Source organism: Erwinia sp. (genome assembly GCF_049696395.1).
In the GTDB taxonomy this organism is placed as follows: Bacteria; Pseudomonadota; Gammaproteobacteria; order Enterobacterales; family Enterobacteriaceae; genus Erwinia.
Map to the genome: position 1 here is coordinate 13,998 of NZ_JBAVTT010000104.1, position 25,199 is coordinate 39,196.

Sequence of the window (25,199 nt, forward strand, 5' to 3'; positions counted from 1 at the left end):
GGAAGGGGCGAGAGTGAGCAACAGAATTGAAGCACTGCATCAGCAGCTGGCAAAACGTATCATGCTGCTTGATGGCGGTATGGGCACCATGATCCAGAGTTATAAGCTGGAAGAAGACGATTTTCGCGGCCAGCGATTTGCCGACTGGCAGAGCGATCTGAAGGGAAACAATGACCTGCTGGTTTTGACCCGCCCTGAGGTGATCAGCGAGATCCACAACGCTTATCTGCAAGCGGGTGCGGATATTCTCGAAACCAACACCTTCAACTCCACCTCCATTGCCATGGCTGATTACCATATGGAATCGCTGTCGGCAGAAATTAACTACGTTGCGGCCAAACTGGCTCGCGCTGCAGCCGATGAATGGACGGCACGTACGCCAGATCGCCCACGTTATGTGGCTGGTGTACTTGGCCCAACTAACCGCACCTGTTCAATCTCGCCAGACGTCAACGATCCTGCGTTCCGCAACGTCACCTTTAATCAGCTGGTGGACGCTTATCGCGAGTCTACCCGTGCGCTGGTCGAGGGCGGCGCAGACATCATCATGATCGAAACCGTATTCGACACGTTGAACGCCAAAGCCGCCATTTTTGCCGTAGAAACCGAATTTGAGGCGTTGGGCATTTCGCTGCCGCTGATGATATCCGGCACCATTACCGATGCTTCTGGCCGCACGCTGTCTGGCCAGACGACCGAAGCTTTCTACAACTCACTTCGTCATGCTAAGCCGCTCTCCTTTGGGTTGAACTGTGCGTTGGGTCCAGACGAATTGCGTCAGTATGTCGCCGAGCTCTCCCGCATTGCCGAAGGTTATGTCACCGCGCACCCTAACGCCGGTTTGCCCAACGCTTTTGGTGAATATGATTTAGATGCCGGGATCATGGCGGAACAGATTGGCGAATGGGCACAATCGGGCTTCCTGAATATCGTGGGCGGTTGCTGCGGTACCACGCCGGAACACATTTCGGCGATGGCCAAAGCGGTTGAAGGCGTGGCGCCTCGCCCTCTGCCTGAACTGCCCGTAGCCTGTCGTCTGGCGGGCCTGGAACCCCTGACTATCAGCGCAGAATCGCTGTTTGTAAACGTTGGTGAGCGTACCAACGTTACCGGCTCAGCAAAATTTAAACGCCTGATTAAAGAAGATAAATATAACGAAGCGCTCGAAGTTGCCCTGCAGCAGGTGCAGAGCGGCGCGCAGATTATCGATATCAACATGGACGAAGGGATGCTGGATGCGGAAGCGGCCATGGTGCGCTTCCTGAATCTGATCGCCGGAGAGCCGGATATTGCCCGCGTGCCGATCATGATCGACTCCTCAAAATGGGACGTTATCGAAAAAGGCCTGCAGTGCATTCAGGGCAAAGGCATCGTTAACTCCATCTCGATGAAAGAGGGCGTTGAAGCGTTTAAACACCAGGCGAAGCTGGTGCGCCGTTATGGGGCAGCAATGGTGGTGATGGCCTTTGATGAAGTCGGTCAGGCAGACACTCGCGAGCGAAAAATCGAGATCTGTCGCCGCGCCTACAAGATCCTGACAGAAGAAGTCGGTTTCCCGCCAGAAGACATCATTTTCGACCCCAACATCTTCGCAGTAGCGACCGGGATCGAAGAGCACAATAACTACGCGATGGATTTCATTGGCGCTTGTGAAGACATCAAACGTGAGCTGCCCCATGCAATGATTTCAGGCGGTGTTTCTAACGTCTCCTTCTCATTCCGTGGCAACGAACCTGTGCGTGAAGCCATCCACGCCGTATTCCTTTATTACGCCATTCGTAATGGGATGGATATGGGGATCGTTAACGCCGGTCAGCTGGCGATTTACGACGACCTGGATGAAGACCTGCGTCAGGCGGTGGAAGATGTGGTGCTTAACCGTACCGATCAGGGCACCGAACGCCTGCTGGAGATTGCAGAAAAATACCGTGGCACTAAATCCGATGAAGGCAGTACCAAGCCGCAGGCTGAATGGCGTAGCTGGGACGTTGAAAAACGTCTTGAGTACTCGCTGGTTAAAGGCATCACCGAATTTATTGAAGAAGATACCGAAGCTGCCCGTCAGAATGCCAGCCGCCCAATTGAAGTGATTGAAGGGCCGTTGATGGCAGGCATGAACGTGGTCGGCGACCTGTTTGGCGAAGGCAAAATGTTCCTGCCGCAGGTGGTGAAATCGGCGCGGGTGATGAAGCAGGCCGTGGCCTACCTCGAACCTTATATCGAAGCCAGCAAAGAGAAGGGCAGCACCAACGGCAAGATCGTGCTGGCTACGGTGAAGGGCGATGTGCATGACATCGGCAAAAATATCGTCGGCGTGGTCTTGCAGTGTAATAACTATGAAATCATCGACCTGGGCGTGATGGTCCCCAGCGATAAAATTCTGAAAACCGCCAGAGAACATAACGCCGATATTATCGGCCTGTCCGGTCTGATCACGCCTTCGCTGGATGAAATGGTCAACGTAGCGAAGGAGATGGAGCGTCAGGGCTTTACGCTGCCGCTGCTGATCGGCGGAGCAACCACCTCCAAAGCTCACACTGCGGTGAAGATTGAACAGAATTACAGTGGACCTACGGTCTACGTGCAAAACGCCTCGCGCACTGTGGGCGTGGTATCCGCATTGCTGTCCGCTACGCAGCATGATGATTTTGTTGCACGCACCCGCAAAGAATACGACACGGTGCGCATTCAGCACGCGCGTAAAAAGCCGCGCACGCCGCCGGTCAGTTTGCAGGTTGCCAGAGACAATGATATGGCCTTTGACTGGGAAACTTACACGCCACCTGTAGCACACAGGCTGGGTGTGAGCGAAGTGAGTGCTAACATCGAAACCTTGCGTCACTACATCGACTGGACGCCATTCTTTATGACCTGGTCGCTGGCGGGCAAATATCCGCGCATTCTGGAAGATGAAGTGGTCGGAGAAGAGGCGAAGCGCTTATTGGCGGATGCTAACGCGATGCTGGACGATCTGAGCGCTAAAAAATCCCTGAATCCGCGTGGCGTAGTCGGGATATTTCCGGCAAATCGCGTGGGTGACGACATTGAAGTGTACGAAGATGAGTCGCGCACTAAGATTTTGCAAGTAAGTCATCACTTACGTCAACAGACAGAGAAATCAGGCTTTGCGAACTATTGCCTTGCCGATTTTGTCGCACCAAAATCCAGCGGCAAAGCCGATTATCTTGGGGCCTTCGCGGTGACGGGCGGTCTGGAAGAAGATGCGCTGGCAGAGGCCTTTGATGCCCAACATGATGACTACAACAAAATCATGGTCAAGGCGTTGTCTGACCGTCTGGCCGAAGCCTTTGCCGAGTACCTGCATGAGCGAGTCCGTAAGGTTATTTGGGGCTTTGCTGCCACAGAGAACCTCAGTAATGAAGAGCTGATCCGCGAAAACTATCAGGGCATCCGTCCCGCTCCAGGTTATCCGGCCTGCCCGGAACATACCGAAAAAGAGACCATCTGGAAGCTGTTGGATGTGGAAACGCACACCGGCATGAAGCTGACCGAATCCTTCGCCATGTGGCCGGGCGCTGCGGTATCAGGCTGGTACTTCAGTCATCCGGAGAGTAAATACTTCGCGGTGGCGCAGCTGCAGCGCGATCAGATTGAAGATTACGCTCGCCGCAAAGGCATGGCGGTAAGCGAAGTTGAACGCTGGCTGGCGCCCAACCTGGGCTACGACGCAGACTAACCGTCCTCTTAAGGGCAAGCTGGCTGTCGGCTGGTTTGCCCTGCTTCCCTGACCTGAACGTCAATATACAGCGCGTCATAGCGCCAGTATTCGTAGTCGCAGTCGATGATGCGGTCGTGCTGATCGCGGTTAATGCGGGTGATGAACAGTGCCGGGCTTCCTGAAGCCACTTTCAGTGCGGGGGCGGCAAAGGTTGGCAACGGCGCAGGTAACATAGTAAATCCCACACGCCCGTAATTAATGCCGTACTCTTCCTGATAGAGCGTGGTCAGCGAACGCGTTAAATCAAAGCTCAACAGGTCCGGGAAATACTGCGGATTCAGATAATGCTCTACGTAGAGCACCGCGCGGCCATCAATCCGGCGCAGTCGCTGGATGCGATACACTTCCTCGCCTTCCACCATGCCAAGCTGCTGGGCCAGCCCGGCGGTGGCCTTCACTCTTTGTGCATCAAGCACTTCAGTTTCTGCCTTACGTCCCTGCTGTTCAGCCATGGCATGGAAGTGGCTACGTAACAGCGGATCATAAGCCAGACGAGGCGGGGCGATAAACCAGCCTCGACGCAGCTCACGATAAATCATCCCCTGGAACTCTAACTGGCCCAGCGCCTCACGCAGCGTAATGCGTGTGGTGGAGAACTGCTCGCTCAGACAACGCTCTGAAGGCAGGCGTCCACTGATCGCAAAATCGCCGCTGGCGATCCTGGCGGCCAGGGTCTGGCAAATGACATCCACAGTTAACGCTTTCATCACATCAAAGCCTCAATTTGGTGCGAAGCTGCACATAAACAGATCGATCTTCGCGCAGATTCCACATTCCAATGCTATCAGAGAGGGTGGACTAGTCCACTGCCCACAGGGCTCTGACATAAAACTGTCATATCGCCAGGCTAGATTGGCTCGGATCTTGCTGGACTAGTCCAGAAGGCCACTCAACTTATCATCTGGAGCAGCAGTTATGAAATCTTTGTTCGCATCTGTGTTAGCCAGCGCCATCTTCCTTGCCCTTCCGGCCGCTCACGCCGCCGATACCGATCTTGCTGCACTGGAGAAAGCCGCCAAAGCGGAAGGCCAGGTTAACAGTGTCGGCATGCCAGACAGCTGGGCCAACTGGAAAGGCACCTGGGAAGATATCAGCAGCAAATACGGTATCAAGCACAGCGATACCGACATGTCCTCTGCTCAGGAACTGGCAAAATTTGCCGCTGAAAAGAGCAACGCAACTGCCGATATCGGTGACGTAGGCGCCGCATTTGGCCCGGTTGCCGTGCAAAAAGGTCTGGCGCAGCCGTACAAACCAAGCACCTGGGATCAGGTTCCTGCCTGGGCGAAAGACAAAGAGGGTAACTGGGCGCTGGCCTACACCGGCACCATCGCCTTTATCGTCAACAAGGATCAGGTTAAAGACATCCCGCACAGCTGGGCAGACCTGAAGAAAGGCAAATACGTGGTGACCATCGGTGACGTTGGCGTTGCGGCACAGGCGGCTAACGGCGTGCTGGCAGCCGCTTATGCCATGGGCGGCAGCGAGAAAGATCTGAAGCCAGCGTTGAGCTTCTTCAGCGACCTGGCGAAAGAAGGCCGTCTGGGCGTGACCGATCCGGTGATTGCCAACATTGAGAAGGGTGAAATTCAGGTTGCCGTGGTCTGGGACTTCAACGGCTTGAACTACCGCGATCAGATTGATAAGAGTAAGTTCGAAGTGGTTATCCCGTCTGACGGCTCAATCACCTCTGGCTACACCACCATCATCAACAAATACGCTAAACATCCGAACGCGGCCAAACTGGCACGTGAATACATCTTCTCGGATGCGGGCCAGATCAACCTGGCGCGGGGCTATGCCCGTCCAATCCGTGCAGAGCATCTGACGTTGCCAGCGGATGTGCAGGCTAAATTGCTGCCTAACGCTGAGTACAAAAATGCCCACCCGATTGCAGACCCGGAAGCCTGGGACAAAGCGTCCAAAATGCTGCCTCGCCTGTGGCAGGAAAACGTCATTGTTAACATGAAGCAATAAGGATTCGGGATGAAAACGATTCTGGTAGTGCTGGACGGCCTGAGTTTTGACGTGGCGCAACATGCCATGGGGTATCTGCACGCGGAATGCGCGCAGGGGAACGGGCAGCTCTACCAGATCACCTGCGAGCTTCCCTCGCTGTCCCGCCCTTTGTACGAGTGCATCCTTACCGGTGTTCCGCCGGTGAAAAGCGGCATCATTCACAACGGCGTCAGCCGTCTGAGCAAAGAGCGCAGTATTTTCCACTATGCGCGCGATGCCGGGCTGACAACGGCGGCAGCGGCCTATAACTGGGTCAGCGAATTATACAATCGCTCTCCGTGGCAGGCCGCCCGCGATCGCCACACTGAAGACGCTTCGCTGCCGATTCAGTACGGCCATTTTTACTCTGACGACGGCTATCCGGACTCGCACCTGTTTGAGGATGCGGAAAGCCTGCGCCTGCGCTTTAATCCTGACTTCCTGCTAATCCACCCGATGAACATTGATGATGCCGGACACAAATTTGGCCTCTCGACACCGCAGTACCGCAACCGTGCCCGCATGGCAGACGGCTATTTGTCGCACTGGATGCCGGGCTGGCTGGAAGAGGGCTATCAGGTGGTGGTCACCGCCGATCACGGCATGAATGACGACCGCAGCCACGGCGGCATTCTGCCGGAAGAAACTCAGGTGCCGCTGTTTGTCTTTGGCAGCGCCTTCTCTTTGCAGCTGGACGCGGCTCCGTTGCAGACGGAACTGTGCGGCACGCTGTGCGACATCCTTGGCGTGGATCACGATAAGCCGGTGTGTCCGGAACTGTTGAATACCCAGGAGAATGCAGGATGAAAGGCAAAGGAATAGCGCTGCTCTGCCTGCTGCCCTTCGCGCTGTTCTATATCGCATTTCAAATTGCCCCTTTAGTGTGGATTGCGATTAACAGCTTCTATAGCGAAATGAACGAAGCCTGGGGCTGGGGAAATTACCACGATATCTTCACCTCCACGTTTTATCAGCAGGCGATCCGCTTCTCGCTGGATATCTCACTCTGGTCGAGCGTTTATGGTCTGCTGATCGCGCTGGTGGGCGGCTACTCGCTGCATCAGTTGGGAAGCGGCAAACTGCACCGATTCTTTATGTCGTTTACCAACATGACCAGCAACTTCGCCGGGGTTCCGCTGGCGTTTGCCTTTGTGATCCTGTTGGGACTGAACGGTTGCCTGACGTTGCTGATGCGCAAATATGGCCTGATGGAGGGATTCAAACTCTACTCCACCAACGGGTTAATTGTGGTGTACACCTGGTTCCAAATCCCGCTTGGGCTGCTACTGCTCTATCCCGCTTTTGACGGACTGAAAAAGGATTGGGAAGAGTCTGCCGCGCTGCTCGGTGCCAGCCGCTTTCGTTACTGGTTGCATATCGGATTGCCGATCCTGACGCCTGCGTTACTCGGCACCTTTGTGATCCTGCTGGCGAACGCTCTCGGGGCTTACGCCACTATTTATGCGCTGACCACCGGTAACTTCAACGTGATCCCGGTGCGGATTGCCGCGCTGGTCTCGGGCGATATCTCGCTCGATCCAAATATGGGCAGTGCGCTGGCGATGGTGCTGGTGGTGCTGATGTCGGTGATCACCGTGGTTCATCAGTGGCTGGTTCGTCGCAGCTACCAGAACGCGCGTTAACGGAGGCTGGACATGTCGAAGCTGGAATATGCCTATCACCGGATTATCGTCTGGCTGGTGTTTCTGATCCTGGCGCTGCCGCTGGTGGCTACGCTGTTATATGCGCTGGCTACCAGCTGGGGCGCAACTATTCTGCCGGATGGCTTTACCTTCAAGTGGATGATCCAGCTGTGGAGCGATCCGCGCTTCCTTGTGGCGTTGGGGCATTCGCTGTTGATCTGTTTCGGGGCACTGATCTTCTCGCTGTTGTTGGTGCTGCCAACGATGTTTGTGATTGCTTACTACTTCCCGAAACTCGATGCGGTGATGAACGTACTGATCCTGATGCCGTTTGCCGTGCCGCCAGTGGTCTCTTCCGTTGGCCTGCTGCAACTCTACTCCGAGCCGCCGCTGATGCTGACAGGCACGCCGTGGATCCTGATCGGCTGTTATTTCACTATCGCACTGCCGTTTATCTACCGGGCCATTTCCAACAATATGCAGGCGATCAACATGCGCGAGCTGATTGATGCCGCCAACTTGCTGGGAGCCAGTACCTGGCAGGCCGCGTTACTGGTAGTGCTGCCGAACCTGCGTAAAGGCGCATTGATTGCCGTGCTGCTCTCCTTCTCGTTCTTAATCGGCGAGTTCGTCTTTGCCAATATGCTGGTCGGCACCAGCTACGAAACGTTGCAGGTGTACCTCTACAACGTGCGCAATGCCAGCGGTCACTTCAGCAGCGCGCTGGTGATCTCCTATTTCTTTGTTGTCCTGCTGGTGACCTGGCTGGCAAATGCCCTGAACCGCGAGAGAGGCTGAAGATGTCTTATTTAAAAGTCACCCAACTGCACAAAAGCTACGGCCCGACGACGATATTCCAGGACATTGATTTCACTGCCAGCGAAGGGGAGTTTGTCACGCTGTTGGGCCCAAGTGGCTGCGGTAAATCTACCCTGCTGCGTTGTCTGGCTGGCCTGACGTCAGTCGACAGCGGGCAAATTCTGTTACAGGGTCAGGATATCGTGCCGCTTACGCCGCAAAAGCGCTCTATTGGCATGGTGTTCCAGAGCTACGCGCTCTTTCCGAATATGACCGTGGAGCGCAACGTCGCCTTTGGCCTGAAAATGCAGAAATGCTCCTCTGCCGAGATCCAGCGGCGTGTGGGTGAAGTGTTGGAGCTGGTGGAGCTGAATGACTATGCAAAACGCTATCCACACCAGCTTTCTGGCGGGCAATGTCAGCGTGTGGCGCTGGCCCGCTCGCTGGTCACTCAGCCACGACTCTTGTTGCTTGATGAACCGCTTTCCGCGCTGGATGCCCGAATTCGTCGCCATCTGCGCGACCAGATCCGTCGCATCCAGAAAGAGCTGAATCTTACTACGCTGTTTGTTACCCACGATCAGGAAGAGGCGCTGACGCTTTCGGACCGCATCGTGCTGATGAACAAGGGCAAGATTGTGCAGAATGGCAATGCCGAATCGCTCTACACCCAGCCGGTTGATCTGTTTGCCGCCGGCTTTATTGGCAACTACAACCTGCTAAGTGCGGAACAGGCTTCACGCCTGACCGGCGACAACTTCAGCAGCCAGGTCGCCTTACGCCCTGAATCTGTTGCCTTCTGCGCACCCGAACTAGGTATTCCTGCTGAAATTCTTAGCCACAGCCTGTTAGGCAACGTCATCCGCTATCGCGTAAAAGCGCGAGAGGTTGAACTGTTGGTCGATGTGCTCAACCGTTCGGTGGAAGATTTACACCCTGCGGGGTATTGCGTTGGCCTGCATCTGGATAAGCTCACGCTGCGGGAAGTGGCCTGATTTCACCAATATATCACGCTGATTAACAAGATTTTTTCAGTAACTCGGCTAAACTAACTACGGTAAGCAGGGCGGGGAAACCCGCTCTGGGTCTGTTTAGTTTGAGAAGTTGTGAGGTCGATATCGGTGTTAACCCTGCTTAATTTGCTTTCTGCTGTCGCGTTGCTGATCTGGGGAACGCACATAGTTCGTACCGGCATTATGCGTGTCTACGGCGCGGATTTACGCCGCGTGCTCAGCCGCAGCGTGTCGAAAAAACCCATGGCATTTGTGGCCGGGATTGGCGTTACTGCGCTGGTCCAGAGCAGTAATGCCACGACATTGCTGGTCACGTCTTTTGTCGCACAGGAACTGGTCGGACTGACGCCAGCGCTGGTTGTTATTCTCGGTGCCGATGTCGGGACTGCGCTGATGGCGCGGATCCTGACGTTTGATCTTTCCTGGCTCTCTCCGCTGTTTATCTTCTTCGGCGTGGTGTTTTTCCTGGGGCGCAAACAAACGCGAGCCGGGCAGCTTGGCCGCGCCAGCATTGGCCTGGGGCTAATCCTGCTGGCGCTTCAGCTGATTGTGGCCGCGGCTACGCCTATCACTCAGGCCGCTGGCGTCAAAGTGTTGTTCTCCTCACTGACCGGCGATGTGATGCTGGATGCGTTGATTGGCGCCGTCTTTGCCATCATCAGTTATTCCAGCCTCGCGGCGGTGCTGATAACGGCCACGTTGACGGCAACCGGCGTGATCTCGTTTAAAGTGGCGCTTTGCCTGGTGATCGGCGCTAACCTGGGCAGCGGATTACTGGCCATGCTTAACAATAGCGCCTCTAATGCGGCCGGAAAACGGGTGGCCTTGGGCAGCCTGCTCTTCAAATTTATCGGCTCGCTGATAGTACTGCCCTTTATCGATTTGCTGGCAGAGTGGCTGCAAAAGCTCCCGGTGAACGACGAAGAGTTGGTGATCTTTTTCCATGTTTTCTACAACTTAATTCGCTGTCTGATTATGGTGCCGTTCGCCGATGCGATGGCGAAACTCTGTACTAAGTTGATCCGCGACGAACCGGAAACCGAGCTGCGCTTAAAACCGCGCCATCTGGACAGTAGCGCGCTGGATACGCCTGCGCTGGCGCTGGCAAATGCCTCCAGAGAAACGCTGCGCATGGGCGATGTGCTGGAACAGATGCTGGCTACCTTCAGTAAAGTGGTGCATGGCGAACTGCGGGAAGAGCGTGAAATCCGCAAGCTGGACGATGATGTGGATGTGCTATACACCGCGATCAAACTCTATCTGGCGCAGATGCCGAAAGAGGATTTGCCAGAGGAAGACTCGCGCCGCTGGGCTGAAATCATCGAAATGGCGTTAAACCTGGAGATGGCCGGCGATATTCTGGAAAGGATGAGCGGAGATGTGGCTGACAAGTCGCTGACCGCGCGTCGGGCTTTCTCTGAAGAGGGACTGAAGGAGCTGGACACGCTGATTGAGCAGCTTTCGGGTAATTTGCGGCTGGGGCTTTCGGTGTTCTTATCACAGGATGTGATCAGCGCGAAACGTCTGCGGCGGTCGAAGCATCGGTTCCGCATTACTAACCGCCGTTACTCCCACAAGCATGTTGATCGCCTGCATCAGCAAAACGTGCAGAGCATCGAAACCAGCTCACTGCACCTGGGATTATTGGGGGATATGAAGCGGCTAAATTCCCTGTTCTGCGCGGTGGCTTATAACGTGCTGGAACAACCGGATGATGAAAGGGACGAGGATTAATACCTGTTCCCCCGCCGGACGGCGGGGGAAAGATGACTTATTTCTTTTTGATCGGCTTGCCGGACCAGTAACCCGCCAGCAGTGAACCAGACAAGTTGTGCCAGACCGAGAACAGCGCCCCCGGTAGGGCAGCCAGTGGCGAGAAGTACAGCTTGCCTAACGTGGCCGCCAGGCCAGAGTTCTGCATCCCCACTTCCAGCGCCAGCGTGCGGCAGGTGGACTCATCAAAGCCAAACAATTTCCCGCCCCAATACCCGCCTAACAGACCAATGGCGTTATGCAGCATCACCGCAGCAATCACCATCAGGCCAACCGAGCCGATAAAGCCCTGACTTCCGGCCACGACGGCACTGATGATCAGCAAAATACACACCATTGAGAACGCCGGCAGGTAAGGCTCAACGCGCTTCACCAGGCCATTCAGGGTGTGGTGAACAATCAGGCCGATGCCGATCGGCACCACCACAATCTTCACAATGCTCAGCAACATGCCCACCACATCAACCTGAATGTGGGTATCCACATACAGCTTGGTCAGCAGTGGCGTGGCGAAAACGCCCACCAGTGCGGAAACGGAGGAGATGGTGACGGAAAGGGCAACATCGCCTTTTGCCAGATAAATCATCACGTTTGACGCCGTGCCGCTGGCCACGCTGCCCACCAGGATCATCCCGGCAGAAAGGTCAGGCGGCATATGGAACAGCTTAGCCAGGCCCCACGCTGCTAACGGCATCACCAGATAGTGCAGGAATGTCCCGGCAATGACCGGAGCAGGGCGCGTCAGTACGCGTTTAAAATCACCGATATTTAGCGTAACGCCCATGCCGAACATGATCAGCATCAGCAGATAAGTCACCCACGGACCAATACCAAGAAAGGTGGAGGGGGAATAATAGGCGGCAACAGAGAGCAGGACTGCCCATAATGGGAACAGCCGGGTAACAAAGGCGAGCATAGCCAGACTTCCTTTTTTCGAGGTTGTGTTTGTTTTTTGCAGGTTTTTGCCATCAGACAGTTCGCTTTTCCGGAACGTGGAAAAAGTGAACGCCGAATCATAGCATTAAATATCGGTGTGAAAAGGGGCAGCAGAGGAGGAAGGGCGGGCCAACTGGCATTGGCCCGCACAGAACAGGCTAATTACTCTTTATGCGCCAGCAGGCCGCGGTAGATCAATCCGCCGACCATGCCGCCAACAATCGGCATCAACCAGAACATCCATAGCTGCTGAAGGGCCCAGCCGCCCTGGAAAATAGCAACGGCTGTACTGCGCGCCGGGTTTACCGAGGTGTTGGTCACCGGAATGCTGATCAGGTGGATCAGGGTTAGCGCCAGGCCGATAGCAATGGGGGCAAAGCCTGCCGGGGCACGCTTATCGGTCGCACCCTGAATGATGATCAGGAAGACGGCGGTCAGCACCAGTTCAATGACCATTCCTGACAGCAGCGAGAAACCACCTGGTGAATGCTCACCATAGCCGTTTGAAGCAAAACCGCTGGCTGTGGCATCAAAACCGGCTTTACCGCTGGCGATAACATACAACACCCCCGCTGCCACGATCCCACCGATAATCTGCGCCACGATATAGCCCAACACTTGTGAAGCCGGGAAACGTCCTCCTGCCCAAAGTCCAAAAGTGACCGCTGGATTAAAATGACCACCAGAGAGGTGACCCACGGCATAGGCCATCGTCAGTACAGTTAAACCAAACGCCAGCGCAACACCGGCGAAACCAATTCCCAGCTCTGGGAAGGCTGCTGCCAATACAGCACTGCCACAACCGCCGAACACTAAAACGAACGTTCCAAAAAACTCAGCCATTAGCTTTTGCATGAAAACCTCACAATTATCATTAGTTAATTAGCGTGATTATCAATGAATGGAACATAACATCAATCGTAGAAATTTGATTTTAGGCGATATTATCAACTAAACAGGCTTTTTTCGGCACGGTTCTTCGGCATTTTGCTGAGATTTCTGACAATTTGTGGCTGTATTTCTGCATGCGAAGGGGGCATTTCTGCCAACAGAAGGACCCTAAAATATAAAAAAAACCGGGCCAGGCCCGGTTTCAGAAAACAGAGGAAAATAATTTAAGAATTATTCGAAGAGATTGTGATGAAGCGTCTGAACTACCTGCTCGGCGTCGCTGCCTGGCACCAGGAAGCACAGGTTATAGCTGCTGGCCCCATAACAAATCAGTCGCAGGTTGAACGGTTCAAGGACGCCAAACACCTCTTTGCCCACGCCACAGGCCTGAGACAGGTTGTTGCCGATAATCGCCACCAGAGCCAGATTCTCTTCGACCTCAACACGGCACAGTGAAGAGAGTTCTGTCAGCAGCGCTTGAGTCAACAGACTGTCGCCGGTAGAGGTTGAGCCGGTGGTGTCCAGCGTCAACGCAATGCTCACCTCTGAAGTGGTGATCAGATCTACAGAAATATTGTGGCGGGCCAGGATGCTGAACACTTCGACGAGAAACCCGCAGGAGTGCAGCATGTTGAGGCTGTGCAATGTCAGCAGCGTTTGCTTACGGCGCAGAGCCAGTGCGCGGAACAGCGGAGGGTTCTGCGTTTCGTTGCAGACGCGCGTGCCGCCAGCAGAAGGATCTTTGCTGGAGCCAACAAACACCGGAATATCGCTGCGTACTGCAGGCAGCAACGTGGCTGGGTGCAGGACTTTCGCGCCGAAGGTCGCCATCTCGGCCGCTTCTTCAAAGGTAATTTCATCGATGCGCTTGGCAGCAGGCACTACGCGCGGATCGGTGGTGTAAATTCCCGGAACATCCGTCCAGATATCAATACGGCTGGCGTGCAGCGCCTCACCCAGCAGTGCCGCAGTGTAATCACTGCCGCCACGGCCTAACGTGGTGGTACGGCCTTTGGCTTCGCTGCCAATAAACCCCTGAGTCACGATCAGCGCTTCGGCCAGCTTAGGGGCGAGCTGCGTTTGCGTCAGCTCGGCAAGCAGAGCAACATCGGGCTCGGCACGGCCAAAGCGATCGTCAGTGCGCATCACTTTACGCACGTCAAACCACTGCGAGGCCACGTCACGCTGGCGCAGGACTTCCACGAATAACAGGGTGGAGAGCAGTTCACCGTGGCTGACCAGTTCGTCGGTCAGCGCCGTTGAGGTCGCCAGGGCGGCAGCCTCAGAAAGCATGGTGATATTTTCCAGCACGCGGTCCACTTCATCGCGGATCACTTCAGGCTGCGATAGCTGGTCGACGATGGCGTACTGGATACGGCGGATCTCATCGAGCTGGAAAGCCCGCTGCTCCTGCTCCTGGCCTTCAGCCAGAGAAACCAGCAGGTTAGTTACCCCCGCAGAGGCGGAAAGGACCACCAGGCGCGTAGTGGGATCGGCCAGCACCACATCGGCGCTGCGGTTCATGGCAGTAAAATCGGCAACGCTGGTGCCGCCAAATTTGGCCACGATCAGGGATTGGGACATAGTTGTTGACATACCTCGTGTCAGGATTAGTTTCCATCAGCTTGGTACAAGGGAAGAGCAGAAACGGGGAAGACGTAGAAAAGGGAAGAACTACGAATCACCCAGAAGCGCCCCACCTTGTCTATCTACCGGTCTGACGGCGCTTGAAGCTGCGCCAAACCGGTAAATAGTGATCCCCCGACAAGCGGACGATGCTGGTGACAACCCAGAGGATTCAGCCCCTGCGGTCGATACTCTCCCTTCCGGGGGGAGAGTACCTCGGCGTCGCACCCCATGATGTGTTTTCTGCGGATTCGGTTCCTCCAACACACTGCCTGGGCGACGCGCCTCTTCTGGCTTGCGCATCAGATGCGCAACAAGCGGACTACAAATATCGGTTTATGGCGCCGCTGTCAATCTCTGCCGTCTGAGGAATTTTCATTTTGCACCAGCGCTATCAGGGTACAGGGCAGCGCTGGCGTCTCTTCACCTCGTACCGGGCTTAGGGTGCCAGCTTCGTTTTGCACAAACAACGGGATCACACCCTGATTTTTTTCCAGGTACTCCAGCCAGCCGAAATTCTCGTTCAGGCGGGTTGCTTTGATGATCGCCCCTTTGGAGAGCAGGCTGCTCAGGCGAGCATAAGTCTGTTCCTGGCCGAACAGCACTTCATGACGGCGAAAGCGCGGGCTTTCACTGTCACGTTTAGCACGCAACGCCGCACCTGAACGAATGGCTGCCACCTTCTTCTCACCGAATAAATGGCTGAAGTGGTACACAGCTAATGCATTCTGATGTCGGTTAGGCGACAGCGCCAGAACCTGTGACGTTTCGCTCAGATCGAGGAAGTTTTCTGCATGTTCTGACCAGGCATTGCCATAATAGGCTGGGATCCCCTCCATACGGGCGAGGCGATAATATTCCCAACTGCTGTCCGTCACCAGCACCGGGATATCCAGCTTTTTCAGCGCATTTGCCAGCGTTCTGGCCACACTGTTTGCTCCGATGATCAGGACGCCACGTGGTTCACGCTGCTGAACCTTAAGCATTCTCGCCAGCAGGGAGCTGGTCAGGCTTTGCAGCACCACGGTGCCGATAATCACCGCAAACACCACCGTAACCAGCTTGTCAGCGCCGGCAAAACCGGTTTTCTCCAGCGTCAGAGCAAACAGCGAGCTGACTGCCGCCGCAACGATGCCTCGCGGAGAAATCCAGCTCAGCATCAGCCGGTCTCGCATCGGCAGAGACGAACCCCAGGTCGACACGGCGATACAGATCGGGCGGGCCACAAACTGCACAATCAGCAGCACCGCTACCAACGGCCACCCCATCGACAGCAGCGCCATCAAATCCAGCCGTGCAGCCAGAATGATAAACAGCCCAGAGATTAGCAGCGCGGATAACTCTTCTTTGAAAGCGATGATCTCGGTGAGGTCGACCTCACGCATATTGGCCAGCCAGATACCCATGACGGTGACCGTCAGCAGACCCGATTCATCAGCAAGGGCATTCGACAGACCAAATGCCGTAAGCATCACGGCCAGCACCGCAAAGTTTTGCAGGTAGCCTGGCAGCCAGACTCGCTTCAGGGCAACCCCCAGCAGCCAGCCGAAAACCACCCCGGCAATCAGGCCAACGGCTGCCGTCTGCCCTAACGTCCAGAACAGATGCGTTAACGATTCAGCTTTCTGACGCAGCACAATGAATTCAAACACCAGCAGCGTGAAGATAGCGCCGACCGGATCGATAACGATGCCTTCCCAGCGTAAAACCTGGTTAATGGCTTTATTGGGCCGCACGACCCGCATCAACGGGGCAATAACCGTCGGGCCAGTAACTACGGTAACGGAACCGACTAAGGCGGCCAGTTCTGGTGGAAAATCCAGCAAAGCCCAGCAGGCAACGCTGATCACCAGGAAAGTGATTAACATGCCAACGGTCACCAGGTTACGCACCACGTTGCCTAGCCCACGAATTTCATCAAAGCGAAGCGTTAACGCACCTTCGAACAAAATGATGGCGACAGAAAGTGAGACAAAAGGGAACAGCAGCGTGCCAAACAGCGCATCCGGCTGCAAAACATGGCACAACGGCCCCAGGACAATGCCGAAAACGAGCAGTGGCAAAATGGCCGGCAGTCTTAGCAACCAGGCCAGCCACTGGGCTACCAACGAACTTAATCCAATGATAACCAACAGCAGTGGGGCGGATAACTCCATAAAATTTTTCCTTTCGACGGCAAGAATAGTCATACTGAAACGCTGAGCGGGCAAGCTGACCGCCGACTGAATTATAAATAGCCCCGGACAAAAAGGTGGGAAAATCCTGCTTTTATGATAGTTGAAACCTGTTGCAGGAAGAGGGAAGCCGGAGCGGCACCTCGGGTAACATGGCGTCCGGTCTGATTTACGGTTCTTAAATAAAAAGAGTGTGTTGTTATGAAAAATATCAATCCGACACAAACTGCTGCCTGGCAGGCGCTGCAGCAGCATTTTGAAGAGATGAAAGACGTTCAGATCTCAGAGTTGTTTGCTAAAGACAGCAACCGCTTTGCGACCTTCTCTGCCACCTTCGATGATCTGATGCTGGTGGACTTCTCGAAAAACCGCATCACCAGTGACACCCTCGCTAAACTGCAGGCTCTTGCCAAAGAGACCGATCTGCAGGGCGCTATTAAGTCGATGTTCTCCGGCGAAAAAATCAACCGTACTGAAGATCGTGCCGTGCTGCATGTTGCCTTGCGCAACCGTAGCAACACGCCGATCGTGGTCGACGGTAAAGACGTGATGCCGGAAGTGAACGCGGTACTGGAGAAGATGAAAGCCTTCTCTGAACGCATTATCAGCGGCGACTGGAAAGGTTACACCGGTAAGCCAATCACCGACGTGGTGAACATTGGTATCGGCGGTTCTGACCTGGGCCCCTTCATGGTGACTGAGGCGCTGCGCCCGTACAAAAATCATCTGAATATGCACTTTGTGTCGAACGTTGATGGCACGCATATCGCGGAAGCGGTGAAGGATCTTAATCCTGAGACTACCTTGTTCCTGGTGGCGTCAAAAACCTTCACCACCCAGGAAACCATGACCAACGCCCACAGCGCGCGTGACTGGTTCCTGAAAACCGCAGGGGATGATAAGCACGTTGCTAAGCACTTTGCGGCGCTCTCTACCAACGGTAAAGCCGTGGGTGAATTCGGCATTGATACCGACAACATGTTCGAGTTCTGGGACTGGGTTGGCGGACGTTATTCCCTGTGGTCTGCAATTGGTCTGTCGATCATCCTGTCCATAGGATTCGACAACTTTGAGAAGCTGCTCAGTGGCGCACACGCCATGGACAAACACTTCTCTTCCACGCCAGCAGAGCAAAACCTGCCGGTGATCCTGGCGCTGATCGGCATCTGGTATAACAACTTCTTCGGTGCCGAAACCGAAGCGATCCTGCCGTATGACCAGTATATGCACCGTTTCTCTGCCTATTTCCAGCAGGGTAACATGGAGTCCAACGGCAAGAATGTGGACCGTAACGGCGCACCAGTGTCCTACGAAACGGGCCCAATCATCTGGGGCGAACCTGGCACTAACGGTCAGCACGCGTTTTACCAACTGATCCACCAGGGCACCAAACTGGTTCCTTGCGACTTTATCGCGCCTGCGATCACCCATAACAAGCTGGGCGACCATCATGCCAAGCTGCTGTCGAACTTCTTTGCTCAGACCGAAGCGCTGGCGTTTGGTAAGTCACGCGATGTGGTAGAAAAAGAGTTCGCTGATGCGGGTAAAGACGCGCAATCCGTCGAGCACATCGTGCCGTTCAAGGTATTTGAAGGTAACCGCCCAACCAACTCCATTCTGCTGCGTGATATTACGCCGTTCAGTCTCGGTGCGTTGATTGCGCTGTATGAGCACAAAATCTTCACCCAGGGCGCAATCCTTAACATCTTCACCTTTGATCAGTGGGGCGTTGAGCTTGGCAAACAGCTGGCTAACCGCATCCTGCCAGAACTGTCTGGTAGCGAGCAGGTCAGCAGCCACGACAGTTCAACCAATGGACTGATTAACCGTTATAAAAACTGGCGCGGCTAAGCGGCCTTTAAACCGCTGACACGTCCTGACTATAAGGGCTGGCGCAAATGCGCCAGCCCTTTGTTTTTTAAGCAATCAGCTAGCGCATCAGATCCGCCTTTAGCTACTTTTGGACCTGCTTGACATGCCCCTGTTTTCTGCACGATCGCGGTATAACACCGTTTGGCGTTAGAATCAGCAGATTGCTAGCGCTGAAACACCCCCAAAAATGAATAAACTCAGTGATTTGAGGATGAGGATATTCTTAAAATCAGCCTTTCCCGCCGCCTTTAAGCCAAGATAAATCCTAAAGCTGTGCCGCCTTCAGGCGCGATATTATGATTCTAATTGCGTCTAACATTATGAAAAATATGTTTTTAATGGAAGGTGACCGCCTCGCAGCCAGTTTACCAGTGAATTCGCCATGCTAAAGCCTATTGCCAGATAATGGCACTAACAAGCGGGGTTAATGCAGTCATAAATGCTAATATTTTGAAATAATTGGTCAAATGTTGCCTTGGGTGGCATAAACGTGCTTATTTTAGGCATCAGAAACCGCCAGCTTAATCGAAGGCGGACAGCCTCAATTCTGGTCATTTATTGCCTTATACTGAACGCGCCTGAAACCCTTCAGGTGAAGTATCCATTCATTTTATGAAGGGAAATGTTATGAAAAAAGTCTTATGTGCTGCTGCAGCCATAGTGTACTTAGCCAGTGCTTCAGCCGCGTTTGCTGCGCCTGAAGAAGCTGGCGCTCCGGCCGGTGCCTCAGCGGGAACCCTCTCCGCAGGAACCACCACGGCTGTGGGTATTGGTGCGCTTGGCGCACTGGTAGGTGTGGCTCTGGCAGCCTCAAGTGGCGGGAACGGGTCTAACACCGGCACCACCACCACGACCACCACCAGCACCACGCGTTAAGTGCGGTAAATTAATCATAACCACACATTCGTGTGGTTATTTTTCGACATTGTCAGACTTTGTTCAGGGACACACACAGGTGCGCTACCTATCACTGCTGCTTTTATGCCTGCTTCTCCAGGCCTGTACACAAACACAAAAAGGGCTGGGAGAGACAGTAAAACTCGCTCTGCTCGGGGCGGATGATGTTCAGGTCTCTGATGAACAAATAGAAAGTCTGCCTTATGCCAGCATGTATCTGCGCGTGAATAACGGGCAGCGAATCTATGTGGTGCTGGGCTTCGATGAAAATGGCCAACAAAAATGGATCACCCGCGATCAATCGATGGTAGTGACTCAGCATGGCCGCGTGGTGAAAACCCTCGGGCTGAGTGACAACCTGATCGAGGTGAATAACCTGCAACAGGACCCGCTGAGTAAGCCGCTGGAGCTGACGGAAGGCGCAAGCTGGACACGCACGCTGAGCTGGACTGAAGCCGGTAAATTCCGCGCAGCGACAGCGACCTCAAGCTTCACCCGACTGAAAGATCAGGTGCTTTCGCTGGCAGGCAACAACGTGGCCTGCCGCGTCTGGCAGGAAGAGGTAGAGCTGCCGGCTGAGGGCAAATCCTGGACTAACACCTTCTGGATCGATACCACTTCCGGACAGGTTCGCCAGTCACAGCAAACGCTGGGGGGCGACTATTTCCCTCTCGAAACCACCATCCTGAAGCCTGCGAAATCATGAAAAAAATAACACTTCTTTTCGCAGGAATTTCAGCCTGCGTTTCGCTCAGCGTGTCTGCAGAAAGCCAGGTGACGGTCTATTCGCCGGGCCAGACGCAGACGTCGATTGTCAGTCATGCACAGAACCTCGCTCAGTTAGTCAGCAGCCCTGCATTAAGGGATAAAACCTGGTGGCCGGGAACGGTGATTGCCGAAAAACTGGCTACAGCTGCGGCTATCCAGCAACAGCAGCAGGTGCTGGCGCGCCTGAAAGCCTGGAGCAATGAACTGCACGCTGAAGGCGATGGCGATCGGGCTGCGGTGGTGGATAACGTCTTGCAGCAAGTCTCGGCAGTAAAAGTCACTGGCCGCCAGATAGCCCATCTCGATCCTGATTGGGTGCGGATGCGCCCTGCGCAAAACCGCAAGCTGGAAGGGGATTACACCGTCTATACGCTGCAAAAACCGACCAGCATTAGCCTGGCTGGTGTGCTCTCTGGCAGCGGAAAAACCGCGTGGCAGCCTGGCCGCAGCGTGCGGGATTACTTACAGGATCATGACCGGTTGTCAGGGGCCGAACGTAACTTTGCGGTGCTGATTGCGCCGAATGGTGAAGTGAGTGAAGTGCCAGTCGCCTACTGGAATCACCGTCACATTGAGCCAGAACCAGGCAGCATTGTTTACGTTGGCTTTTCCTCATGGACGCTGCCTGGCGACGATGAAGACCTTAACCAGCAGATTGTTTCTGTTTTGACGCACCGGATCCCTGACTGATGAAAAAAACGTATCTTCTCAGCCTGCTAGCTGTTTCCGTTGCCTGTGCCTGCCAGGTTCAGGCGGCGACTTACCCCGATCCGGTCGGGCCTTCACAGTCAGATTTTGGTGGCGTGGGTCTGTTACAGGTTCCTACGGCTCGTATGGCAAAAGACGGCGAATTCAGCCTGAACTACCGCTATAACGACCAGTACCGTTTCTACTCTTCTTCCGTGCAGCTGTTCCCGTGGCTTGAAGCCACCATCCGTTATACCGATGTGAAAACACGTGAATACAGCCCGGTGGCGAGCTTCAGTGGCTCGCAGAGTTACAAAGACAAAGCGTTCGATTTAAAAGCCCGCCTGTGGGAAGAGGGCTACTGGTTACCAGAAGTCTCGGTTGGTGCGCGTGACCTTGGCGGTACCGGCCTGTTCGACAGTGAATATCTGGTGGGCACCAAAGCCTGGGGACCGTTTGATTTCACCCTGGGTCTTGGCTTTGGCTACCTTGGCAACAGTGGCACGGTGAAGAACCCGTTCTGTGAAGCCGACAGCAGCTACTGCTATCGCTCAGGGAGCAGCGGCACCGCCGGTTCGGTTAACGGCAAAGACATGTTTAAAGGCCCTGCGGCGTTCTTTGGCGGGGTTGAATACCAGACCCCGTGGCAGCCTCTGCGTTTGAAAGCAGAATATGAAGGGAATGATTACCAGGATGACTTTGCCGGTAAGCTTGAACAAAAAATCAAAATCAACGTGGGCGCCATTTACCGGATTACCGATTGGGCGGACGTCAACGTCAGCTATGAGCGTGGTAACACGTTCATGGCGGGCTTTACTCTGCGGACCAACTTCAATGACCTGCACACCGCCTCGATCGATTCGGCTAAGCCAGCTTATAAGCCGAATCCGCAGGGTGAATTCCTTGAGCAAACCGCGGTTGCCGGTCAGCTGACCGATTTGAAGTATAACGCCGGTCTCGATGCGCCAAGTATTCAGGTGCAGGGCAACACGCTGTATGCCACTGGTCAGCAGAGCAAATATCGTAATACTCAGGAAGGCATCGATCGTGCCAACGTGATCCTGATGAATAACCTGCCAGCCAACATTGATACGCTGAAAGTGACCGAAACCCGCAACCGTATGCCGCAGGTCACCACGGAAACTAACGTAGCCAGTCTGCGTCAGGAGCTTGAAGGGTATCCGTTGGGCAAAGAGCAGTCGCTGGATCAGAAACGGGTTGAACCGGTTGATGTTGGGCATACTGAGCAGGGTTATTACATCGATGCGGATGACTTAAACTACAGTCTGGCGCCGGTACTGAATCAGTCCGTTGGCGGACCGGAAAGCTTCTATCTGTATCAGGTCGGGGTGATGGCGAATGCTAATTACTGGCTGACGAAGCACTTGCTGATTGACGGCAGCGTGTTTGGCAACCTGGCAAACAACTACGACAAGTTTAACTATAACGGTGCGCCAACCGACTCATCACTGCCGCGCGTTCGTACCCACATTCGTGACTACGTTGAAAACAACGTTTACGTAAACAACCTGCAAGCCAACTATATGCATGCGCTGGGTAATGGATTCTACGGCCAGCTTTACGGCGGTTATCTGGAAACCATGTACGGCGGCGTGGGGGGCGAAGTGTTGTACCGTCCGCTGGACTCTGACTGGGCGTTTGGGGTTGATGCCAACTACGTGAAGCGGCGTGACTGGGACAACATGATGAAGTTCGACAACTACTCAGCGAAAGTCGGGAACATGACCGCTTACTGGCGTCCATCGTTCTTCAACAATCAGGTGTTGGTGAAGGCGAGCGTGGGGCAATATCTTGCCGAGGACAAAGGGGCAACAATTGATGTTTCCCGCCAGTTCGACAGCGGCGTCATTGTCGGGGCGTATGCCACGAAAACCAACGTTTCGGCTGAAGAGTATGGAGAAGGTGACTTCACTAAAGGCTTCTATATCTCCATTCCGATGGATCTGTTCACCGCCTCGCCAACTCGTGGCCGTGCTCAGGTTAACTGGACGCCGTTGACGCGAGATGGCGGTCAGATGCTGGGCCGTAAGTACCAGCTTTATGATATGACCACCGACCGCGATATCGATTTCCGTTAAAAGTTAAGGCGACACCGGGCCCTAAAATGAGGAACGGTGTCGCCAGCTTCACGCCCCGCATCAAGCAAAACTTGTGAACTAACTCACACTAAAGCATATTGTTCCTGTCAGGATTATCCTGACGCATAACAGTGACTTTAGAGGGTTTTTGCATGATTACCGCGACACGTATTGCCTGGGTGTTACAGATGGTGCTGAATTTAGGGCTGATTGTATTAGCCTGTATTCTGGCAGTCTTTCTTGGGAAGGAGACGTTCCATCTGGCCAACGTGTTGCTGAACACCGGCGAGCAAACTTCCTCCTATCTGCTGATCGAAGGGATAGTGATCTACTTCCTGTACTTCGAATTTATTGCCTTAATCGTCAAGTACTTCCAGACCGGCTATCACTTCCCGCTGCGCTATTTTGTCTATATCGGCATTACCGCCATTATTCGGCTGATTATTGTCGATCATAAGAACCCGCTGGATACGCTGGCTTATTCCATCGCGATCCTGATCCTGGTGGTGACGCTGTGGCTGGCGAACAGCAACCGGTTAAAACGCGAATAAAGTGTCGGCGCGCCTGTCCGGGCGCGCCCTCTACCGCCAGAAATCCGCACTATTTCCTCCAGCCATCTGTGTTCTCCCCCGGCCTCTGCGTTACACTGTGGCACCAAAATTTTTGCCCGGAGAAGCCGAATGGCTGATAACGCGCTGTTGCACTTGCGCGCCCTCGACTGGCTGCCAGCCTCATCACCTCTGCTTTCAGCCCCGCTGCTGGACTGGTTGATGGAAGAAGACTCCATGACTCAACGTTTTGAGCGTCACTGTCAGAAAGTCACGGTGAAGGTGGTGCAGGAAGGGTTTATTGACGCGGAAGACGTTGGCGATGAAGTGGCCTTGTTACCGCTGGAATCACGCTACTGGCTGCGTGAAATACTGCTCTGTGGCGATGGTGAACCCTGGCTTGCCGGGCGGACAATCGTGCCAGAATCGACGCTGATAGGGCCTGAGCAGATGTTGCAGCAGCTTGGTACTCGTCCGCTGGGACGCTATCTGTTTGCCTCTTCAACGCTGACGCGGGATTTTATCGAGCCGGGCAAGAGCGGAGACCTGTGGGGACGACGTTCTTTGTTGCGCCTTTCCGGCAAGCCCTTATTGCTGACCGAGCTGTTTTTACCTCCTGCACCGCTTTATGCCTCGCTGTTGGGTGCCGGGAATGAGTAACGTGGAGAGAAGTCAGACGATGAGTAAATTCCGGGCTTACAGTCGCCTGATGCGTATTGATAAGCCGATTGGTTCACTGTTATTGATGTGGCCTACCTTCTGGGCGCTGTGGCTGGCGGGAAGGCAGATCCCGCCGGTAAATATCCTGATTGTCTTCGTGCTTGGGGTCTTTTTCATGCGTGCCGCTGGCTGTGTAGTTAACGACTTTGCCGACCGTAAAATTGACGGCCATGTAAAACGGACCCGATCACGGCCTTTACCGAGCGGAGCCGTGACCTCAAAGGAGGCCAAACTGCTGTTTGCCGGGCTGGTGCTGGTGTCGTTCTGCCTGGTACTGACCATGAACGCGATGACTATCTGGCTGTCGTTCGGTGGGCTGGCGCTGGCCTGGGTCTATCCGTTTATGAAGCGTTACACCCATTTGCCGCAGGTGGTGCTGGGCGCGGCATTTGGCTGGGCTATTCCGATGGGCTGGGCTGCGGTTAGCGAAACTGTGCCGCTGACCTGCTGGTTGTTGTTCGCGGCTAATATCTGCTGGACGGTGGCTTACGACACGCAGTATGCGATGGTCGACCGCGATGATGACCTGAAGATAGGCGTTAAATCCACCGCGATCCTGTTCGGACGCTTCGATAAGCTGATCATTGGGCTGTTGCAGTTGGCAACGCTGGTGCTGATGGCGGTGATTGGCTGGCGGATGCAGTTGGGCGGGGCATTCTACTGGTCAATTCTGCTGGCTGGTGCGCTGTTTATTCACCAACAGAAGCTGATCTCTGCCCGTGAGCGGGATCCCTGCTTCCAGGCCTTCCTGAACAACAATTACGTTGGGCTGGTGTTGTTCCTGGGGATTGCACTCAGCACTGCGCCACTGTCTGGCTGGCTCTGACTTTCAGGCAATAAAAAAGGGTCGATGATTGCTCATCGACCCTTTTTTATGCTCAAACGATTAGTCGTGCGGCCCCGCACTTTCAATCGTCATACGCACTTCCTGGGTAATCAGGTCAGCCAGCATCTGATACACCTTGTGAGTCTGTTCCACCTGCGCATCGCCGGTGTCACTAATATAGCCTTCATCAC

The 25,199-nt window shown here is 54.5% G+C and carries 21 protein-coding genes and 1 riboswitch; of the genes, 15 read left to right on the forward strand and 6 right to left on the reverse strand.

Going from position 1 to position 25,199, the window contains the following annotated elements; genetic code table 11:
• Window positions 1–13: 13 nt before the first annotated feature.
• A complete protein-coding gene (metH, locus tag WCC56_RS12870) occupies window positions 14–3,697 on the forward strand; it encodes a methionine synthase (protein WP_424692750.1) in 3,684 nt (1,227 codons plus the stop codon).
• Between the two features lie 8 nt (window positions 3,698–3,705).
• On the opposite strand, the gene WCC56_RS12875 is transcribed toward metH, so the two are convergent.
• On the reverse strand, window positions 3,706–4,446 hold the full coding sequence (locus WCC56_RS12875; protein WP_424692751.1) for a UTRA domain-containing protein: 741 nt from the start codon (window positions 4,444–4,446) through the stop codon (window positions 3,706–3,708).
• 208 nt (window positions 4,447–4,654) lie between these two features.
• Here WCC56_RS12875 and WCC56_RS12880 point away from each other — a divergent pair, with 208 nt between their 5' ends.
• From WCC56_RS12880 to WCC56_RS12905, 6 genes are all read left to right on the forward strand, one after another.
• On the forward strand, window positions 4,655–5,716 hold the full coding sequence (locus WCC56_RS12880) for an ABC transporter substrate-binding protein (RefSeq protein ID WP_424692752.1): 1,062 nt from the start codon (window positions 4,655–4,657) through the stop codon (window positions 5,714–5,716).
• A gap of 9 nt (window positions 5,717–5,725) precedes the next feature.
• Window positions 5,726–6,544 carry an alkaline phosphatase family protein gene (locus WCC56_RS12885; RefSeq protein ID WP_424692753.1) on the forward strand — a complete coding sequence of 273 codons (819 nt, stop codon included), beginning with the start codon at window positions 5,726–5,728 and terminating at the stop codon, window positions 6,542–6,544.
• Window positions 6,541–7,380, forward strand: a complete 840-nt coding sequence (locus WCC56_RS12890; protein WP_424692754.1) for an ABC transporter permease — start codon at window positions 6,541–6,543, stop codon at window positions 7,378–7,380. Before WCC56_RS12885 ends, WCC56_RS12890 begins: the two co-directional genes overlap by 4 nt.
• A 12-nt stretch (window positions 7,381–7,392) precedes the next feature.
• Window positions 7,393–8,178, forward strand: a complete 786-nt coding sequence (locus WCC56_RS12895) for an ABC transporter permease (protein WP_424692755.1) — start codon at window positions 7,393–7,395, stop codon at window positions 8,176–8,178.
• 2 nt (window positions 8,179–8,180) lie between these two features.
• Window positions 8,181–9,173: an ABC transporter ATP-binding protein gene (locus WCC56_RS12900; RefSeq protein WP_424692756.1), complete on the forward strand. Its 993-nt coding sequence runs from the start codon at window positions 8,181–8,183 to the stop codon at window positions 9,171–9,173.
• A gap of 126 nt (window positions 9,174–9,299) precedes the next feature.
• Window positions 9,300–10,925, forward strand: a complete 1,626-nt coding sequence (locus WCC56_RS12905) for a Na/Pi cotransporter family protein (RefSeq protein WP_424692757.1) — start codon at window positions 9,300–9,302, stop codon at window positions 10,923–10,925.
• A 37-nt stretch (window positions 10,926–10,962) separates the two neighbouring features.
• Here WCC56_RS12905 and panS read toward each other — a convergent pair whose 3' ends face one another.
• The 4 genes from panS to WCC56_RS12925 all read right to left on the reverse strand — a co-directional run bounded on the left by panS (window position 10,963) and on the right by WCC56_RS12925 (window position 16,573).
• Window positions 10,963–11,880, reverse strand: coding sequence for a ketopantoate/pantoate/pantothenate transporter PanS (gene panS / locus WCC56_RS12910; RefSeq protein WP_424692758.1), 918 nt, complete (start codon window positions 11,878–11,880; stop codon window positions 10,963–10,965).
• 182 nt (window positions 11,881–12,062) lie between these two features.
• A complete protein-coding gene (gene aqpZ, locus WCC56_RS12915) occupies window positions 12,063–12,755 on the reverse strand; it encodes an aquaporin Z (RefSeq protein ID WP_424692759.1) in 693 nt (230 codons plus the stop codon).
• Window positions 12,756–13,022: 267 nt separating this feature from the next.
• The gene (lysC, locus tag WCC56_RS12920; RefSeq protein WP_424692760.1) at window positions 13,023–14,375 is read right to left on the reverse strand and encodes a lysine-sensitive aspartokinase 3; all 1,353 of its coding nucleotides are present in this window, start codon (window positions 14,373–14,375) and stop codon (window positions 13,023–13,025) included.
• Window positions 14,376–14,472: 97 nt separating this feature from the next.
• A riboswitch (Lysine riboswitch) is annotated at window positions 14,473–14,715 on the reverse strand.
• Window positions 14,716–14,767: 52 nt separating this feature from the next.
• The gene (locus tag WCC56_RS12925) at window positions 14,768–16,573 is read right to left on the reverse strand and encodes a cation:proton antiporter (protein WP_424692761.1); all 1,806 of its coding nucleotides are present in this window, start codon (window positions 16,571–16,573) and stop codon (window positions 14,768–14,770) included.
• 219 nt (window positions 16,574–16,792) lie between these two features.
• On the opposite strand from WCC56_RS12925, the gene pgi reads away from it, so the two are divergent.
• From pgi to ubiA, 8 genes are all read left to right on the forward strand, one after another.
• The gene (pgi, locus tag WCC56_RS12930; RefSeq protein ID WP_424692762.1) at window positions 16,793–18,442 is read left to right on the forward strand and encodes a glucose-6-phosphate isomerase; all 1,650 of its coding nucleotides are present in this window, start codon (window positions 16,793–16,795) and stop codon (window positions 18,440–18,442) included.
• 648 nt (window positions 18,443–19,090) lie between these two features.
• Entirely contained in the window at window positions 19,091–19,339 is a 249-nt protein-coding gene (gene yjbE, locus WCC56_RS12935) for an exopolysaccharide production protein YjbE (protein WP_424692763.1), read from the forward strand.
• A 79-nt stretch (window positions 19,340–19,418) separates the two neighbouring features.
• Window positions 19,419–20,066 (forward strand): YjbF family lipoprotein, encoded by a 648-nt coding sequence (locus tag WCC56_RS12940; RefSeq protein ID WP_424692764.1) that lies wholly within the window; start codon window positions 19,419–19,421, stop codon window positions 20,064–20,066.
• Window positions 20,063–20,818, forward strand: coding sequence for a capsule biosynthesis GfcC D2 domain-containing protein (locus WCC56_RS12945; protein ID WP_424692765.1), 756 nt, complete (start codon window positions 20,063–20,065; stop codon window positions 20,816–20,818). The genes WCC56_RS12940 and WCC56_RS12945 overlap by 4 nt, the downstream gene beginning before the upstream one ends.
• Window positions 20,818–22,914, forward strand: coding sequence for a YjbH domain-containing protein (locus tag WCC56_RS12950; RefSeq protein ID WP_424692766.1), 2,097 nt, complete (start codon window positions 20,818–20,820; stop codon window positions 22,912–22,914). The genes WCC56_RS12945 and WCC56_RS12950 overlap by 1 nt, the downstream gene beginning before the upstream one ends.
• 152 nt (window positions 22,915–23,066) lie before the next feature.
• Window positions 23,067–23,465, forward strand: coding sequence for a phosphate-starvation-inducible protein PsiE (gene psiE / locus WCC56_RS12955; protein ID WP_424692767.1), 399 nt, complete (start codon window positions 23,067–23,069; stop codon window positions 23,463–23,465).
• 129 nt (window positions 23,466–23,594) lie between these two features.
• On the forward strand, window positions 23,595–24,122 hold the full coding sequence (ubiC, locus tag WCC56_RS12960) for a chorismate lyase (RefSeq protein ID WP_424692768.1): 528 nt from the start codon (window positions 23,595–23,597) through the stop codon (window positions 24,120–24,122).
• A 19-nt stretch (window positions 24,123–24,141) separates the two neighbouring features.
• Entirely contained in the window at window positions 24,142–25,008 is an 867-nt protein-coding gene (gene ubiA / locus WCC56_RS12965) for a 4-hydroxybenzoate octaprenyltransferase (RefSeq protein WP_424692769.1), read from the forward strand.
• Window positions 25,009–25,068: 60 nt separating this feature from the next.
• Here the strand turns inward: ubiA and WCC56_RS12970 are convergent.
• Window positions 25,069–25,199 (reverse strand): hypothetical protein (locus WCC56_RS12970; protein WP_424692770.1); only part of this gene is annotated, 131 nt, incomplete at its 5' end.

Bases quoted from the DNA above. Each gene is read 5' to 3' on its own strand.
- WCC56_RS12875 (WP_424692751.1), bottom strand. From the start codon at position 4,446: ATGAAAGCGTTAACTGTGGATGTCATTTGCCAGACCCTGGCCGCCAGG.
- WCC56_RS12945 (WP_424692765.1), top strand. From the start codon at position 20,063: ATGAAAAAAATAACACTTCTTTTCGCAGGAATTTCAGCCTGCGTTTCG.
- WCC56_RS12950 (WP_424692766.1), top strand. From the start codon at position 20,818: ATGAAAAAAACGTATCTTCTCAGCCTGCTAGCTGTTTCCGTTGCCTGT.
- WCC56_RS12895 (WP_424692755.1), top strand. From the start codon at position 7,393: ATGTCGAAGCTGGAATATGCCTATCACCGGATTATCGTCTGGCTGGTG.
- panS (WP_424692758.1), bottom strand. From the start codon at position 11,880: ATGCTCGCCTTTGTTACCCGGCTGTTCCCATTATGGGCAGTCCTGCTC.
- WCC56_RS12890 (WP_424692754.1), top strand. From the start codon at position 6,541: ATGAAAGGCAAAGGAATAGCGCTGCTCTGCCTGCTGCCCTTCGCGCTG.
- WCC56_RS12885 (WP_424692753.1), top strand. From the start codon at position 5,726: ATGAAAACGATTCTGGTAGTGCTGGACGGCCTGAGTTTTGACGTGGCG.
- yjbE (WP_424692763.1), top strand. From the start codon at position 19,091: ATGAAAAAAGTCTTATGTGCTGCTGCAGCCATAGTGTACTTAGCCAGT.
- aqpZ (WP_424692759.1), bottom strand. From the start codon at position 12,755: ATGCAAAAGCTAATGGCTGAGTTTTTTGGAACGTTCGTTTTAGTGTTC.
- psiE (WP_424692767.1), top strand. From the start codon at position 23,067: ATGATTACCGCGACACGTATTGCCTGGGTGTTACAGATGGTGCTGAAT.
- ubiC (WP_424692768.1), top strand. From the start codon at position 23,595: ATGGCTGATAACGCGCTGTTGCACTTGCGCGCCCTCGACTGGCTGCCA.
- WCC56_RS12900 (WP_424692756.1), top strand. From the start codon at position 8,181: ATGTCTTATTTAAAAGTCACCCAACTGCACAAAAGCTACGGCCCGACG.
- WCC56_RS12880 (WP_424692752.1), top strand. From the start codon at position 4,655: ATGAAATCTTTGTTCGCATCTGTGTTAGCCAGCGCCATCTTCCTTGCC.
- pgi (WP_424692762.1), top strand. From the start codon at position 16,793: ATGAAAAATATCAATCCGACACAAACTGCTGCCTGGCAGGCGCTGCAG.
- ubiA (WP_424692769.1), top strand. From the start codon at position 24,142: ATGAGTAAATTCCGGGCTTACAGTCGCCTGATGCGTATTGATAAGCCG.
- WCC56_RS12925 (WP_424692761.1), bottom strand. From the start codon at position 16,573: ATGGAGTTATCCGCCCCACTGCTGTTGGTTATCATTGGATTAAGTTCG.
- lysC (WP_424692760.1), bottom strand. From the start codon at position 14,375: ATGTCCCAATCCCTGATCGTGGCCAAATTTGGCGGCACCAGCGTTGCC.